We start from the raw sequence: 15,531 nt of genomic DNA on the forward strand, positions 1-15,531 counted from the left end.
AAATAATTAAACAAGTAATGAAATTCCGCCATCAATAATGATAGTCTGACCCCTAATCATGCTCGATTCCTCTGATAAAAGGAACATTACACAATTTACCATGTCCTCAATTTCAACCATTCGTCCTGCAGGCGTTTTTTCTTTGGCCTCTTGTAGAAGTTCTTCACGGTTTGGAAAATGCTTTAGTGCTTCCGTATCGACAGCACCTCCTGAGACCGCATTAACGACGATATTTTTAGGAGCTAACTCAACCGCTAAATATCTGGTCAGAGCCTCTAAAGCTGCCTTAGATACGCCTACGACAGTATAATTTTCTAAATAGCGGATGGATCCAAGTGAACTAATGCTGACAATTTTCCCGCCGCCATTACGTTCCATTAATTTCGCTGCTTCCTGAGCACAAAATAACAAAGCTTTACTATTAATATTTAAAGTCCAATCCCAGTGGTTTTCTTCAAGTTCCATAACTGGCCGCTGTACTCCAGAGGCAGCATTATTTACAAACACATCCAGACGGCCGAATTCTGCATCTATTTGGGCGAACATATCCTTAATCTTAGCAACATCGCCAACATTGGCTTTTACTACAAGTACTTTTCTTCCTAATGCTTCTATTTGTTCAGCTGTTTCAAGGGCAGACTTCTTGCTTCTTGCATAATTTATCACAATATCGTATCCAGCCTCTGCTAAACGAAGTGCTGTTGCCTTGCCAATTCCGCGGCTGCTTCCGGTAATGAGTGCTACTTTTTGAGTCATCAAATAATTATTCCCTTCTATGGTAAAGTATTAGTATATTTCTTATAAAATTGATTGGTGTCTAGCTTCAGCGCCCAACGATTAATGGACGGGCGCCTGCACTTTTCTATTTATTTTAGCTTTTCCAGGAATAGAAGACAATTATTATTAAACACTAAGGAGTAAATTCTAGTTGAGAGGATGAAGCAAACATGTATGTTGGACGTGATATGACTGAACTTTCGATGATGGCAAAATCTGATTGGAAAAGTAGTGAGCTTGCTTTTTTTCATCACTCTCTTCAACAAATTGCTCCCTATCTAAATAGCGAGGGGCAAACCATCCACCGCGAGATTATTGAAGAAATTGAAAATCGTGGCGGCATCAAACGTCAAGAAGCAGATTATACACATGGGACGAAAACAGTTTACGATTGAAAAAAACGCCGCTAATCTGCTGCGTCAGATTGTCGAGAAAGGATATTTTTCTCGGCAATTTATTATTTTGTCAGAATCTAAATACTAAATTTATTGATTGTCCCTGCAAATGGGCCTGTTGATTTCCGCTCCGGGCACTCGCTTTCCGCGGGGAGGTCCTGAAGCCTCCTCGGCGCTATGGCGCCTGCGGGGTCTCCAGTGACCTCTCTATCCCGCAGGAGTCGAGTGCCCTACGCTCCAATCAACAGGGAGGCAAATCAACCTAAAGTATTGCAACACAATTTTTCTACTCTTTCTAAGGGTGTCACAATCTTTTTTGATTTTGGCAAGCTGCAGTAAGAAGAGCCTGATCGCTACCATTCTTCAATCCCCGTAACTGGCAGTAGCGAAGCCCGTGCAGCTCTTTTAAGTCTGCGAAGCTTCGCTCAATTTTTTCCTTTCTAAATTTATAAAGGATTTTCCCCGATTTAGATAAGCAACGCGTAGAATGAGGCCATCTGAAACTAATTTATCAATAGATACAAATTCATATTCACTTTGGCTAGAATCTTTGGGCTTAAACATTGATTTCACAACTTATTTTTATTATTTATTAGTTGAGTTGAAGGTCTTTATTGAAAACACTCTGTTGATTGGTGCGGAAGGCACGAAGACTCCTGCGGGAGTACGGGTCAGGGGAGACCCCGCAGAAGCGAAGCGCCGAGGAGGCTACCCGGCACGCCCGCGGAAAGCGAAGTGCCTGGAGCGCCAATCAACAGACCTGTTTAAAGTCTATTTACCCATATATATTATAATAAATTAACGCAGTGAATCAATGAAGTTATTGAATAAAATAAAAGGCAGCCGAGGGTTTTTCGACTGCCTAACCCCGCTAATCTGCGGCGTTCATTCTTTTTGATATTCAAGATATAATTTAAGCATTTTTTTGTATGATACAGGAAAAGCAAACTCACTAAGATCTTCAAATGAAACAAACTTCCACTCGTCACTTTCCTGAAAATCCGAAAGGAAGGTACCTGTATACACATTGATATTCCAAACCAAATGTGAAAATACATGCTCAAGCTGACCAATAATTTTTTCAAGTTTTACCTTTACATTAAGGGAGAGCTCGAAAAGTTCAACAACCTGTTCCCGATCATTTTGTAAGGGATGATGAATTTCAACATTTGGAAATTCCCATAAATTCGCAAGCAGACCTGTTGCCGGCCGCTTGTGAATTAATACCTTCCCATTAACATCCAAAAGGATGGCAGCCGCAAGTTGAACATCTCGTGTTTTGGTTTTTTTGGTCTTAATCGGTAATTCATTTTGAACTCCCTCCTCGAAAGCTTGACAATGCTCTCGAACAGGACATAACAAACATGAAGGAGATGTTGGTGTACAGATTAACGCACCCAATTCCATTAAAGCTTGATTAAATGAGGATGGATCTTCATGCGATATTAATTCTCGAACTGCTATTTCAAATACTTTTCGGGAGGATGACTTTGCAATATCTTCCCAAATCGAAAGAACTCTTGATAAAACCCTCATCACATTTCCATCCACAGCGGGTTCAGGAATCCCGTAAGCGATACTTAATATAGCCCCTGCCGTATATGGTCCGACCCCTTTTAGCCCCGATATCTCATCTGGAGTGTTTGGAACTACCCCATTATATTTCTCCTTTACTTCCTTTACTGCTGATTGTAAATTGCGAACCCTAGAATAATACCCAAGCCCTTCCCAAGCCTTCAATACTTTCTCTTCCTCTGCCTCTGCAAGGTCTTCAATGGTAGGAAACCACTCAATAAAACGATTAAAATAAGGAATGACCGTATCCACTCTTGTTTGCTGTAGCATAATTTCTGAAACCCATACTTTATATGGGTCCTGATCCTTCCGCCATGGAAGATCACGTTGTTCCTGTTTAAACCAGGAAAGTAAATCCGTTTGAAAAGCAGATATGTTGATTTCTTCTATATTCTTTAGTTCAATAATCATAACTTTTGTTCCTCCGGGTGTAGTTAAACTGCCTAAAAAAAGGCATGATAATAAGAAATGTATTCGTTTTACAATAAGTCAATTTATCCGGTTTGACAAGAAATATATTTGAAGGAGGACTTACTTTTGGATACAGGAACTCATGTTGTCATGGGTATTGCTCTAGGTGGTTTAGCAACACTTGACCCTGTTGTAGCAAGCAGCCATGCTACCACGACCAGTGTCTTAATAGCTACGATTGCCGGGTCACAAATACCTGATATTGATACGGTTTTGAAGTTAAAAAATAATGCCATTTACATTCGAAATCATCGCGGAGTTACTCATTCCATTCCGGCTGTCATATTGTGGCCGCTTGTCCTATTAGCTGTTATTTATCCATTTTTCCCTGCTGCCAATCTACTTCATTTATGGGCTTGGACATTTGCAGCGGTTTTTATTCACGTCTTTGTTGATATATTTAATGCCTACGGAACTCAGGCTCTACGACCATTCTCTTCAAAATGGGTAGCCCTTGGCGTTATCAATACCTTTGACCCGATTATCTTTGGAATTCATACCCTTGGCATCATTATTTGGGTATTAGGTGCAAATCCCGGATATACCTTCTTAATCATGTATGCCGTCATTATCGGATACTATATTTTACGCTTTAGGGCAAAACATCGTGTAATGGCAGAGATAAGAAAGAAAATACCTGATGCAACAGAAATAATTATTGCACCAACAATGAGGTTTCATCAATGGAGAATTGCTGCCATGAACAAGAAACAATTTTTTGTAGGCAAGGCTGTAGATAATGAAGTCGAAATCCTAGATTATTTTAATCGTATTCCTGTCCCTAATACTCCAATAATTGAGGCAGCCAAGAAAGATAAAAACCTATCGGCATTTTTATCCTTTTCGCCAGTCTATCGCTGGGAAGTGGATGAATTTATTGATTTTTATGAAGTTCGCTTTATTGATTTACGCTACCGAAGCAATGGCCACTATCCGTTCGTTGCCGTTGTTCAATTAGATTGTGACCTGAAACCAATTAGTTCTTATACTGGTTGGGTTTTTAGTGAAAAGAAATTACGGAAAAAATTGAGTATTATTCCAAGTTAAAAAAGCGGTGACATCAGTCACTCGCTTTTTTAGTTTAAGTTATTTTTGTCTTGCTTTAAAAAGTCTTTGTATTTAGGGTTGGTTGCCACAAATTCATGCAGCTTTTCCCCATAGTTTTCAATCCATTGCTTGACAATTCTCTCAGTCATTTCACTGCCCTTATATTCCCAGCCTGCTTTTGCGTAGGTAGTTTCAAAATCTTCCCAAAGAAGCTCAACCCATGTTCTTGCTTGATTATAGCTAAGTTGGTCATTTTTACTTAGCAGCAGTTTTGCTAATTCATCATGATAACTGTTCATGTTAACACCTCATTGCCAATTTCTTATAACATAACCTAAATTAATAACGCAGATACTAATCTTACGTGGTAAGCATTGAGAGAATGCTTTGCTTTTCACGTGTGTCTGATTCCCTTCTGGAGGTAAATCATGCGAAATAAAGCAACGAATTTCCCAAATCAAAATAATAACAAGCTTGAGGGAGAACCAAGAGCTAAAGCAGAATATGCTTCAACAAGAGCAGATGGTACGATTAATACCCATCCACAAGAACGGATGCGTGCATCAGGGGAGCGCGACGATGACTCGCCGCAAGTTTATAAATAGACTTTTTCTACTGTAAGAACAGAATAAGCCAGAGAGGTATTCTCTCTGGTTTATTCAATGATTATTTTAGCTTTTTTAAAAGAGAGATTGGCAAGGCCTCTTCATGGCCATCCCCCTTAAGTCGATAACCCCAAGCAAACACACCATTTAAATAGTCAATTTTAAAATATTGTCCCGGGTTTCCTTCAATTTCATAAAGTTCACCAGGTTTATACTCGTCCGGGTCAATTAGGTATGCTTTTGCCATTTGAACTTTTCTTTCAAGCACGGCAAACTCATTCACCATCCCCATTTGTTCAGCTTTTCTAGCTTGCTCTTGAAGGTTGCCAATTTCCTGTCTCAGTTCATGTTCCGTCATAGTACTATAGCGTTTCTCCTGGTGCATAGTTCATCCACTCCCCTTATCCCTTTATCTTAGTATAGTAATTTTTATATAATTAATAAAGAATGAAATGAATGAAGGAGATTTTATATGAAAACAATCATCATTACAGGGGCTGGTTCGGGTTTAGGAAAAGAATTAGCACACCTTTTTTCACAGAAAGGTTATCACCTTCTGCTTACCGGAAGGACGATTGAAAAGTTAACAACAGCTAGGGATGAAATTATAGCACATGGAGGAAGAGCAGCTATCCTTCCCTTAGATATTCAAAACGCGGATGATGTATCGAAAAAAGTGGAAGAAATCAGCCATTCTTATACGATTTGCGGATTAGTCAATAATGCAGGTGTTGGACATTTCGGTCCTTTTGTTGAAATAGATGAACAGCACATGGTGGAAATGATAAATACAAATGTTCTAGGAACTCTATTGATGACAAAAGCAATTTTACCACATTTATTAAAGATTCCTGATGGGAGAATAATGAATATTATATCAACAGCGGGTTTACGCGGGAAAGTGAATGAAGCAGTTTATGCGGCCAGTAAATTTGCTGTAAGGGGCTTTACCGAAAGTTTGCAAAAGGAATATGAGGATCACAGTATAAAAATAAATGCCGTTTATATGGGCGGAATGGATACCTCCTTTTGGGCTCATAGCGACCACATCAAAGACCTCTCACGCTTCCGCACACCAAGAGAAGTGGCTGAAATTATTATGGAACAAATCGATCAGGACTCCATTATTATTGAAAGTAAAAAATCATGACGGTTTAGTCATGATTTTTCCAATTCTGCTAAGTATGTTTCAATGAGTTCCATTGGGAAACCTTTTCGATATAAGGCATGCTTCATCTTTTGTTGAAATTCAAAGCCACTGTATTTACTATATTTTCGGGTAGCCTTCTCACCTTGGAATCGGATTGCATCCATATCCTCATCAGCCTCATTATTTACTGAAGCTTCATTAACAGCAATATTTATGACATCATAGGAATAACCTTTTCTAAGCAGCAGGTTCTCAAGTTTCTGCTTTTGAATTTTTAGTGATTCCTTAGTGTTCTTTTCGTAAAACTTTCCGCTTATTTTGGTGGCTTTTTCAATCTGCTGCTCTAAGGGATATTCCCCTAATGCAAGCATGAGTGTGGCCTCATCAATTCCTTTTTCCTTTAGTTCCATTTTAATGACAGTTGGACCTTTATCAGTAGTGTTGGCTTGAGTTCGTACATAAGCCAACGCATACTCCTCATCATTTATGTATTTCTGAGTGGATAATTTATGGATAATTTCATTGATGACAGGTTCCTCTATCTCCTTTGAAATAAGGTAATCCTTTATTTCTTTTTCCGACCTCATCCTTCTAGATAAGTAATGAATGGCTTTATTGTAGGCTTTACGAATGTCGTCTTGATACTGAATTTCGATGAAGGAAAAATCATCAACTTCCATTCCCTTTTTTAATTGAAATTTAATGAGAACATTACTGTCGACACTGAAGGCATATTCTTCACCCTTCCCCTTGCCGTAATCCATAAAAATATTAAAGCGATCTTGATTTTTCTGCTGTGTGGTGATCTTTGTAATAATGGCCATGTTATTCACCTCAACAATACTTTACCATATTCCTAATAAAATATTGTAAGATAAAACATAATAAGGGGGCGGAAAAATTGAAAATTACCATTGCGGGTGGAACTGGCTTTGTGGGGAAAGCTCTAATCAAGCATTTGTTGAAAAAAAATCATGAAGTAATCATTTTAACCCGAAAAATAAAAGAAACGAATGGCAGCGAACGGATTCGGTACGTTCAATGGCTAAGTGAAAATTCAAACCCTTTACAAGAAATTGAAGGAACTGATATTTTTATTAACCTTGCTGGTGAATCGATTAATGGCGGTCGTTGGACACAACAAAGAAAAGAAAAAATCTTAACCAGTCGTTTAGAATCTGTTAATGCATTGATAGGCATCATATCTACATTAAACACAAAACCAAAGGCACTTATTAATGCTAGTGCAATTGGCATTTATGGAACATCTTTTGAGAAGATTTTTACGGAAAAAGAAAACCATGGCTTCGGGAATGATTTTTTATCCAAAACAGTGCAGCAATGGGAAAACGAGGCAGGTAAAGCTTCCCAATTAGGAGTACGCACCGTTTTTTGTAGGTTTGGCATTATCCTTGATAAACAAGAAGGGGCCCTTCCTAAAATAGCTTTTCCTTATAAATCATTTTTTGGCGGGCCAATTGGGAAGGGACGTCAATGGATGTCATGGATTCACATTGAGGATGTCGTAAAAGCCATTTCCTTTATTATCGAAAATGAGCAAATGGAGGGTCCGATTAATTTTACCGCTCCAAACCCTGTAACGATGTCTGAATTTGGTAAAACATTATCCAATGTATTGCACCGTCCCCACTGGCTGCCTGTCCCTAGCTTTGCCCTTCAAATGCTTCTTGGTGAAATGAGTACCTTGGTTGTTGATGGTCAAAAGGTGTTACCGAAAAAGCTTTTAGAAAATGGCTATCAATTTCAGTACTCGGATGTCAAATTGGCATTAAAAAATATATTTTCTTAAAAACAGTATCATTCCTTTCCTAAAAGGTAAAAATGGAAATAAGTACATATAGTGCTTCTATTTTTTACCACATAGCTTGATGACGATTAACTTAAAAACTGTTGAAAGGAATGAGCAAAATGGCGGAAAAAAAGAAAAAAGATAAGGACCGAGGCAAATACCCATTAACAAGCATGCAGGAAGTTTCTTATCAAAGAGAATTTAAAATGGCAGACCGTGCAGGCGGGTATCACGATAAGAAAACTAGACTTTAGGTTAAACCATTGCTTCAAAAAAGCGCAGGATTGGACTGATCTGCTGAAGTATTTTCCATTCATGGTTCCCTTTCGTTTTGTAAATGATATTAAAGGGAGCAACTTACTTAGCTCCTTGGATGTTAATAATGAAAGGGGTTTTTAGAAATGGGTCGTATGCATAACAGTGGAAAAAGTAATAGCAACAAAAGTTCACTTCCACAAACACCTAAGAACCTAAAAATAACAGATGGAAATGACGTTGAATATTCTGCAGAATTTGCAGACCATGCCGACCTTGAAGCACAAGCACGTGCTAACGCAGCAAATCAACGTGTAAATACGAGAAGAAATAAATAAATTAAAAGAAGCGGTAACAAAAAAGAAGCAGGGCATCCTGCTTCTTTTTATATGATAAGCGAAAAGCGAACAACTGCTCAATCCTCAAATCGCGACATTTTTTGAGACTAGCGATTTGAAATCTTCTGTATAGGTGATTAATTCTCCCCATTCCATAAGATCCTTATCAGCAATCTTCCATGTATGTTTTTCGGTATCATGTCTGATGACTGCGAAATGAAAACGTTCAGTTGAATAAACATTAAAGCCCTTCTCTTTACATTGATCAATGAAAAAGTAATCCTCCGCTCGATTTACTTTTTCAAATTGAACATGTTGGAACACATCTTTTCTAAACATTAATGTTGCTCCAGCAACAGTGTCTGTGATTGAATTCTCACTCCCTGATACATGGATCAGTGCTTTTTTATTTTTAAAATAGATATATAAAGAGCTTTTTCCGATAATAGAAATATCTTTATTTTTAAAAGCATCCATCGAACTTTTAATGTAGTCAGGCCCGTAATAATCATCGTCATCAAATTTTGCAATAATATCATGATTTGCTTTCATAATCCCAAAATTTAAGCAGTCACCTAATGTTGCTTTTTCGTGTAGTTGATAAATCTGGACATTACGATATTTCTTTGCCTTTTTGATCCATCTATCAATATTCATTGAATCCTTATTTAAGATAATGATCAGTTCTTTATCCTTCCAGGATTGCAGTTTATAATTTTTGAAAACATTTTTGATATTTTCTTCTCTCATTGTACATGTAATAATGGAAACCACACTTTCACTCCTTTAGCTTGAGAAATTTTTTAAGAGTTCAGAATCTTTTCTAAAAGGGAAGTTAAATTTGTAAACTTTTTTAGACCTTTGATTGAATTAATATCTTCTTGAAGTTCTTTTCTGTCGTCAGTGCCAAAGCCTGCTGCTCCTAAGATATTTATGTGACGAATGTCGATTTGAAGTATAAGGAGGATTGTTTCAAGGATGCGAATGAACTTTTCTTGAAATTTCAGAAAAAGCTCTGGATAGGATTGAATGAGTAACTTATATTCGCTTAATACCTTATTCATCGTTAATAAATCTGCTAGACCTGATATCTCTAATCCAAGAATTAGAACATCGATGTCATGATGCTTTTTCATAAACAGTCCCAGATTGTTAATTGCCTCTTTCCACTTACTTACTCCAACAGGATGTTCTTGATGGTACGTTATCAAATCGTTTCTAACAATATATTTGGCGCCCATTTTATATAGACGATAACCTATTTCCCAATCTTCGTAACCGTACTTGACAAAGTCTTCATCAAACAATCCTGCCTCAATAATAAACTTTTTACGAATAGAAACATTCCCAGTAAGAAAAGCCATCCATGGAAACGCAAACCCCTCTAAGTCAGCAGGAAAATGGCGGGTTATCAGTTGGAACCACGGGTATACTTCAACACCTAAATTTTTAAATACTTTCTTTTCAATATCTTTTTTTTCTAACAACGGATACGGTTCTTTACATGGATATCTAAAGTCATTAATCCTCGAATAAATCTCCTTGTTATTTTTTGATATAGTTGAGATTTTGTTTATATTCTTTTTGGTGAATTCAGGAAAGATACATGAGTGTATGACTCTTGAATGCATTGCACCCGATATAATCAGCTTACTTTTTGATTGGTGGAGCTTATGATGTCTTTCAACAAAATCAGGTTCTGTTATCATTTCTGCATCTAGAAAAATAAGAATGCTGCCTCTTGCTGAACGAATGCCTAAATTTCGAACCTTTGCTCTTCCAAGATTCTTTTTATTACGTATATATTTAAAATGATATGGCGGCTTATAGCCCTTTACCTTTTCTTCCGTTTGGTCTGTTGAAGCATCATCTATAAAGATAACTTCCATTTTTGAAGGATTGAATGTTTGGTATTCAAGTGAGAAGAGTGTCAGGAGATTTAGTGGATATTTATTTAGGGAAGGAATAATAATACTGACTTCAATATCTCCGTTCTCATTTACTTGTAATTTTTCATTTTGTTTCCCTTTAGAGGAGCTTAAGTCCTTATTAATCCTGGAGTTTTGTTTTTTCCTATTTTTCCTCTGTGGTTTTTGCTTATTTACTGGGGTGGTTGGCCAAACACCATATAGACCTGCTTCGTTTCCAGTAAGCTTTTTATTCAAATTATCCTGAAGATTTTGTTCTGTCCGGCAGAGATTCCAAAGCCTAATCTCGTTGATATCTCCATTAAAGAAAAGACCAGGTTGCCCTCCAATCATTCCCGATGGGTAGACATACGTTATCGGGCTTCGTTCACCTTTTTTTACAAACTTCCCATTAATGAATAGCTGCGGCTCTCTGTCTTCATAGGCAATAGCAATATGAATAAGATCATTAATTATGGCTTCATAGACTAACACCGCATATATATTTTTCTTGGTATGTTCATAAACCGTTATTCCATTTTGTCCAACGGAAACACTAACCCCGGCATCATTATCGGACACCCCCTGTGCAGGTCCAATGATGTAATTCTTTCCACCTACTTCAGCTGGCTTTTCCCGAGATTGTTGATCAATAGTATGATCGCTTTCAGGCATAACCCAAAACTCAAAGGTAAATGTATTTTTCAGATTCGTTAATAATCGTCCATTCAAGCTATTCCCTAACATGACGCACCTCTTCAATTTTCATTTAAAAATGACTAGTCCATTTTGGTTAAGCTTTTACACAATATGAATAGCTTTTGATTTTGACTAAACTTATCCCCAGTTATTATTGAGAGCGCGTAAATTTCATAAAAAAAAGAGCACTTACATGCTCTTTTTGGAATAATGGCTATAATTTTTTTTATTACAGGACAGCAAGAGTAACTTCTTTATTGTTGCCCAACTTCTCATATTCACCTAATATTTGGAAGCAACTTGTTACCTTCTGCTGATTAATTAACTTTTCTCTTTCCTCCCTAGTTGTCTGGATAACGGCTGTATCATCAGTAGATTGAGCAATCCAAGTTATTAGAGGGTTTTTATAATCCTTTGAAAGACCTTGAATGAACCATAATTCGTCTCCATTTCCCTCTTTATCTCCATAATTAACTGAAATCGTTTTTTTATAATTCTTATTTGTCGACTGATTTTGACAGACATAGACTAGATCTTCGATCACTGCACTTGCAGTTGGAAACATTCCAGCACCTGGACCTTGTAAAGTAATACTTCCTACAATATCTGAATTAACATTTACTGCATTTTCTACGCCTTCAATAGAATAAAAAGGATGAGACTTTCCAACAAGGGCTGGTCTAACTGTTGCGTTAATTTGACCACCTTCCATACAAATACTTGCAATATGTTTAAACCTTAAACCATGTTTTTCAGCTGACTCGATTAATTCACTTGTAATCGAGGTAATCCCTTCCCGTCCAACCTCTTCCCAATTTGGTTCCTCTCCAAAAGCAATTCTGCTAAGAATCATTGTTTTATAAAACGCATCATAACCTTCTACATCGTTGGTTGGATCCGCTTCGGCAAAACCCTTTGCTTGCGCTAAACTCAGAGCGGCTGAAAAGGAATGCTTTTTCTCACGCATTTCCGTTAGGATGAAATTCGATGTCCCATTTAGAATTCCTTGGATGTGACGAACACGATTAACATTTAATAACTGTCTTAAAGTTTGAATAACAGGTATACCGCCTGCAACTGTCGCTTCGTAACCCACTGAAACATTATGCTTCTCTGCTAACCGGAGCAGCTCATTCCCGTGGTGTGCAAACATTTCTTTATTTGCTGTAATGACGTGGCAGCCTTTTTGAATTGCTTGTTTTAGAAATGTAAAGGGCGGTTCTTTGTCGACGATTGCTTCAACAATCACATCAAGTTGAGGAAGGTCTAAAATTTCATCGAAATCTGAGGTGATTAAAACATCTTCATCAATATTTCTCTTTTTCTGCTTATTTCTAATGAGTACAGCTGCAACCTCGACCTTTCTCCCTAACACTCCCTCAAGCTCTTCTGTATGAGATTGAATTGTTTTATAAACACCTTCCCCAACTGTTCCAAAACCTAGAATTGCCACTTTAATTACAGACATGTTTATCCACCCTTCAATTAATATTAGATATGACCAAATGTAGTTTTACAAACATATAAATACGAAAAACCCTCTTCATAAGAAGAGGGTTAGTTTCCTCCTCTTATCTGCCAGGTTAAATAACCTGCAGGAATTAGCACCTTTTCAAGTATTACCTTGATGGTTGCCGGGCTTCATCGGGCCTAGTCCCTCCGCCGCTCTGGATAAGAGTTTTATGTATTTGTTTCATTCAATTTCCAAGTTATAAAAAGAATTCTAGTGGAATCCTTTGTAGTTGTCAATATTATTTGAAATTTCTTTTTATTACGAGTGAATAAATCTCAAAATTTAAGCCCGCCAAATGGCGAGCCTGAAAAAATTCATATTTATCGCTGCAGTTTTCCCTCAGCTAGCTTGATTTGCTTCTCAACTTGCTCTGGAGCCGTTCCCCCAAAGCTATTTCTAACACTAACCACATGCTCGGGAGCCAATACCACATAAATATCTTCCTCAAATAATGGGTTAAAGCTTTGATATTCTTCGAAACTCAAATCCAGCAAAAATTTGTTAGACTGGATTGCATATAACACGATTTTTCCGATAACTTCATGTGCATCACGGAAGGGCAGTCCTTTTCTCACCAAGTAATCGGCAATATCCGTAGCATTTGAAAAGTCATTGTTAATTGCCTTACGCATCACATCTTTATTAACAGTCATTGTTTCGATCATCGGCGCTAATAACATTAAAGAACCTTCAAGGGTTTCAACCGTATCAAACATACCTTCTTTATCTTCTTGTAAATCCTTGTTGTAGGCGAGTGGCAAACCCTTGAGAACGGTCAATAAGCCGATTAAATTGCCATAAGTCCTGCCTGTTTTTCCACGTAACAGCTCAGGAACATCTGGATTTTTCTTTTGCGGCATAATACTTGAACCTGTGCAAAATGAATCGTCTAACTCCACGAATTGAAACTCCTGGCTTGACCAAATCACAAGTTCTTCCGATAATCTGGATATATGGGTCATGATAATGGAACCTATTGATAAAAATTCAAGAATAAAGTCGCGATCACTAACAGCGTCCATACTGTTAGGATAAACCGTTTCAAACCCCAACAATTCAGCCACACGTTCACGGTTAATTGGAAAAGTTGTTCCTGCCAATGCCCCTGAACCAAGCGGAAGCCAATTGATGCGCTTCAAACTATCAATCAATCTCTCTTTATCACGTTCAAACATCCAAAAATAGGCCATTAAATGATGGGCAAAGGACACAGGCTGAGCCCGCTGCAAGTGTGTATATCCAGGAATTAATGTTTGGACATTCTCTTTCGCCTGCTCGACTAATGCTTGTTGGACATCCTCTAATAATTTAATAAGCTCGGTCGTTTTTGTTCTTAAATACAGATGCATGTCGGTGGCAACCTGGTCATTACGGCTTCGCCCAGTATGAAGCTTTCCACCGACTGGACCGATTTTTTCAATTAATAGCTTTTCAATATTCATATGAATATCTTCATCTTCTACTAAAAATTCAACTTCATTGGTATCCACCAGCTTTTTAATAGAGAGAAGGCCATCCTTAATTTTCCCGGCATCCTCCATTGGAATGATGCCGCACTCACCCAGCATTTGCACATGGGCGAGGCTTCCAGCGATATCTTCCTTAGCAAGCTTTTGGTCAAAAGAAATTGAGGCTGTGAATTCCTCAACTAGCTTATTGGTTTCTTTTGTAAAACGGCCGCCCCATAACTTCGACATATCGTGCTCCTCCTTAACCCTAACAAGAGAGCCCTCGAAAAGGACTCGAGGGCAATCCGCATTATTTTAAAATAGATTCCTTTTTATTCACTTCTGAATTGACCTTTGTTGGCAAACCCCAAATCTTAATAAATCCTACAGCAGCATTATGATCAAACGCATCACCTTTAGAATAAGTTGCTAGTTCCTCATTGTATAGGCTGTATGGAGACTTTCTTCCAACAACAGTATGGTTACCTTTATGAAGTTTAACGCGAATGGTACCAGTAACCGTCTTTTGAGTTTCATTAATAAATGCATCTAGGGCAGGTTTGATAGGTGAATACCAAAGTCCTTCGTAAATGATCTTAGCCATTTGCTGTTCAACCTGTGTCTTGAATTGTGAAACCTCTCGAGTTAAGGTTAAAAACTCTAATTCTTTATGGGCATTGATTAAAATTAAGGCAGCAGGATTTTCGTAGACTTCACGAGATTTAATCCCTACTAATCTATTTTCGATGTGGTCGATACGGCCAACACCGTGCTTGCCGCCAAGCGCATTGAGCGTTTCAATTAATTGTACAAGCGGTAGTTTTTCACCGTTTAGAGCAACTGGTACACCCTGTTCAAATTCGATTTCAACATATTCAGCCGTATCTGGAGTCAACTCAATCGGATTCGTCCAATCGAAGGCTGCTTCTGGTGCCTCAGCCCATGGATTTTCCAGAACTCCAGCCTCACAAGCACGACCCCAGATGTTGGCATCAATTGAAAATGGATTATCTAAATCGACCGGAATTGGAATCCCATTTTCCTCTGCATATTCAATTTCTTCGTCACGTGTCATTCCCCATTCACGAACGGGAGCAACAACTTTCAAGCTTGGATTTAATGCTTGGATGGAAACTTCAAAACGAACCTGATCATTTCCTTTACCTGTACAGCCATGGGCTACAGCAGCAGCCCCCTCTTTTTCAGCTACTTCCACTAATAATTTGGAAATAAGCGGACGAGATAACGCAGAAGATAATGGATATTTCCCTTCATATAAGCAATTAGCTTTTAAGGCAGGTAAAATATATTCTTTTGCTAATAATTCTTTTGCATCGATCATGTAGGCCTTAATGGCTCCAACGTTCAGTGCTTTGTTTTTGATAGCTTCTAAGTCTTTTCCTTCGCCGACATCTAGACCTAAAGCAATTACGTCATATCCGTATTTTTCTTGAATCCATTTTACTGAAACTGATGTATCTAAACCGCCTGAGTAGGCTAAAACGATTTTTTCTTTTGTCATGTTCTTTATTCTCCTCTTA

18 protein-coding genes, 1 pseudogene and 1 riboswitch are annotated in these 15,531 nt (G+C 37.9%); of the genes and pseudogenes, 8 read left to right on the forward strand and 11 right to left on the reverse strand.

Features of this window, described 5'->3' with window-relative positions; translation table 11 throughout:
- Window positions 1-6: 6 nt before the first annotated feature.
- Complete coding sequence (gene fabL, locus ACJ004_RS07320; protein WP_410892171.1) at window positions 7-756, reverse strand: enoyl-[acyl-carrier-protein] reductase FabL; 750 nt, start codon at window positions 754-756, stop codon at window positions 7-9.
- A 191-nt stretch (window positions 757-947) separates the two neighbouring features.
- Between fabL and ACJ004_RS07325 the strand changes: the two genes are divergently transcribed.
- Window positions 948-1,172 carry a hypothetical protein gene (locus ACJ004_RS07325; RefSeq protein ID WP_410892172.1) on the forward strand — a complete coding sequence of 75 codons (225 nt, stop codon included), beginning with the start codon at window positions 948-950 and terminating at the stop codon, window positions 1,170-1,172.
- A 304-nt stretch (window positions 1,173-1,476) separates the two neighbouring features.
- Here the strand turns inward: ACJ004_RS07325 and ACJ004_RS07330 are convergent.
- Window positions 1,477-1,647, reverse strand: a pseudogene (locus tag ACJ004_RS07330) (transposase); the annotation flags it as partial.
- 12 nt (window positions 1,648-1,659) lie between these two features.
- On the opposite strand from ACJ004_RS07330, the gene ACJ004_RS07335 reads away from it, so the two are divergent.
- Window positions 1,660-1,974, forward strand: a complete 315-nt coding sequence (locus ACJ004_RS07335) for a hypothetical protein (RefSeq protein WP_410892173.1) — start codon at window positions 1,660-1,662, stop codon at window positions 1,972-1,974.
- Window positions 1,975-2,057: 83 nt separating this feature from the next.
- On the opposite strand, the gene mutY is transcribed toward ACJ004_RS07335, so the two are convergent.
- On the reverse strand, window positions 2,058-3,158 hold the full coding sequence (mutY, locus tag ACJ004_RS07340) for an A/G-specific adenine glycosylase (protein WP_410892174.1): 1,101 nt from the start codon (window positions 3,156-3,158) through the stop codon (window positions 2,058-2,060).
- A gap of 126 nt (window positions 3,159-3,284) precedes the next feature.
- On the opposite strand from mutY, the gene ACJ004_RS07345 reads away from it, so the two are divergent.
- Window positions 3,285-4,265 (forward strand): metal-dependent hydrolase, encoded by a 981-nt coding sequence (locus tag ACJ004_RS07345; protein WP_410892175.1) that lies wholly within the window; start codon window positions 3,285-3,287, stop codon window positions 4,263-4,265.
- Window positions 4,266-4,294: 29 nt separating this feature from the next.
- Here ACJ004_RS07345 and ACJ004_RS07350 read toward each other — a convergent pair whose 3' ends face one another.
- Entirely contained in the window at window positions 4,295-4,564 is a 270-nt protein-coding gene (locus tag ACJ004_RS07350; protein ID WP_410892176.1) for a YfhJ family protein, read from the reverse strand.
- A 129-nt stretch (window positions 4,565-4,693) separates the two neighbouring features.
- On the opposite strand from ACJ004_RS07350, the gene ACJ004_RS07355 reads away from it, so the two are divergent.
- On the forward strand, window positions 4,694-4,870 hold the full coding sequence (locus ACJ004_RS07355) for a small, acid-soluble spore protein K (RefSeq protein WP_410892177.1): 177 nt from the start codon (window positions 4,694-4,696) through the stop codon (window positions 4,868-4,870).
- A gap of 61 nt (window positions 4,871-4,931) precedes the next feature.
- On the opposite strand, the gene ACJ004_RS07360 is transcribed toward ACJ004_RS07355, so the two are convergent.
- Window positions 4,932-5,255 (reverse strand): YfhH family protein, encoded by a 324-nt coding sequence (locus tag ACJ004_RS07360; protein ID WP_410892178.1) that lies wholly within the window; start codon window positions 5,253-5,255, stop codon window positions 4,932-4,934.
- Window positions 5,256-5,342: 87 nt separating this feature from the next.
- Between ACJ004_RS07360 and ACJ004_RS07365 the strand changes: the two genes are divergently transcribed.
- Window positions 5,343-6,020, forward strand: a complete 678-nt coding sequence (locus ACJ004_RS07365; RefSeq protein WP_410892180.1) for an SDR family NAD(P)-dependent oxidoreductase — start codon at window positions 5,343-5,345, stop codon at window positions 6,018-6,020.
- Window positions 6,021-6,028: 8 nt separating this feature from the next.
- On the opposite strand, the gene recX is transcribed toward ACJ004_RS07365, so the two are convergent.
- The gene (gene recX / locus ACJ004_RS07370) at window positions 6,029-6,844 is read right to left on the reverse strand and encodes a recombination regulator RecX (RefSeq protein WP_410892182.1); all 816 of its coding nucleotides are present in this window, start codon (window positions 6,842-6,844) and stop codon (window positions 6,029-6,031) included.
- A gap of 77 nt (window positions 6,845-6,921) precedes the next feature.
- Between recX and ACJ004_RS07375 the strand changes: the two genes are divergently transcribed.
- From ACJ004_RS07375 to ACJ004_RS07385, 3 genes are all read left to right on the forward strand, one after another.
- The gene (locus ACJ004_RS07375; RefSeq protein WP_410892184.1) at window positions 6,922-7,830 is read left to right on the forward strand and encodes a TIGR01777 family oxidoreductase; all 909 of its coding nucleotides are present in this window, start codon (window positions 6,922-6,924) and stop codon (window positions 7,828-7,830) included.
- Between the two features lie 119 nt (window positions 7,831-7,949).
- Complete coding sequence (locus tag ACJ004_RS07380) at window positions 7,950-8,084, forward strand: YfhE family protein (protein ID WP_410892185.1); 135 nt, start codon at window positions 7,950-7,952, stop codon at window positions 8,082-8,084.
- A 147-nt stretch (window positions 8,085-8,231) separates the two neighbouring features.
- Window positions 8,232-8,423: a YfhD family protein gene (locus tag ACJ004_RS07385; protein ID WP_410892187.1), complete on the forward strand. Its 192-nt coding sequence runs from the start codon at window positions 8,232-8,234 to the stop codon at window positions 8,421-8,423.
- A gap of 84 nt (window positions 8,424-8,507) precedes the next feature.
- Here the strand turns inward: ACJ004_RS07385 and ACJ004_RS07390 are convergent, their stop codons facing one another.
- From ACJ004_RS07390 to ACJ004_RS07410, 5 genes are all read right to left on the reverse strand, one after another.
- Entirely contained in the window at window positions 8,508-9,197 is a 690-nt protein-coding gene (locus ACJ004_RS07390; RefSeq protein ID WP_410892189.1) for a glycosyltransferase family 2 protein, read from the reverse strand.
- A gap of 29 nt (window positions 9,198-9,226) precedes the next feature.
- On the reverse strand, window positions 9,227-11,077 hold the full coding sequence (locus ACJ004_RS07395; RefSeq protein WP_410892190.1) for a glycosyltransferase: 1,851 nt from the start codon (window positions 11,075-11,077) through the stop codon (window positions 9,227-9,229).
- A 181-nt stretch (window positions 11,078-11,258) separates the two neighbouring features.
- Window positions 11,259-12,497, reverse strand: coding sequence for a homoserine dehydrogenase (locus ACJ004_RS07400; protein WP_410892192.1), 1,239 nt, complete (start codon window positions 12,495-12,497; stop codon window positions 11,259-11,261).
- A 100-nt stretch (window positions 12,498-12,597) separates the two neighbouring features.
- Window positions 12,598-12,707: riboswitch (SAM riboswitch) on the reverse strand.
- A 155-nt stretch (window positions 12,708-12,862) separates the two neighbouring features.
- Window positions 12,863-14,239 (reverse strand): argininosuccinate lyase, encoded by a 1,377-nt coding sequence (gene argH / locus ACJ004_RS07405; protein ID WP_410892193.1) that lies wholly within the window; start codon window positions 14,237-14,239, stop codon window positions 12,863-12,865.
- A 61-nt stretch (window positions 14,240-14,300) separates the two neighbouring features.
- Window positions 14,301-15,512, reverse strand: a complete 1,212-nt coding sequence (locus ACJ004_RS07410) for an argininosuccinate synthase (protein ID WP_410892194.1) — start codon at window positions 15,510-15,512, stop codon at window positions 14,301-14,303.
- Window positions 15,513-15,531 lie beyond the last annotated feature (19 nt).

The sequence above is a fragment of the Neobacillus sp. 204 genome (assembly GCF_046562815.1).
Taxonomy (GTDB): Bacteria; Bacillota; Bacilli; order Bacillales; family Cytobacillaceae; genus Neobacillus.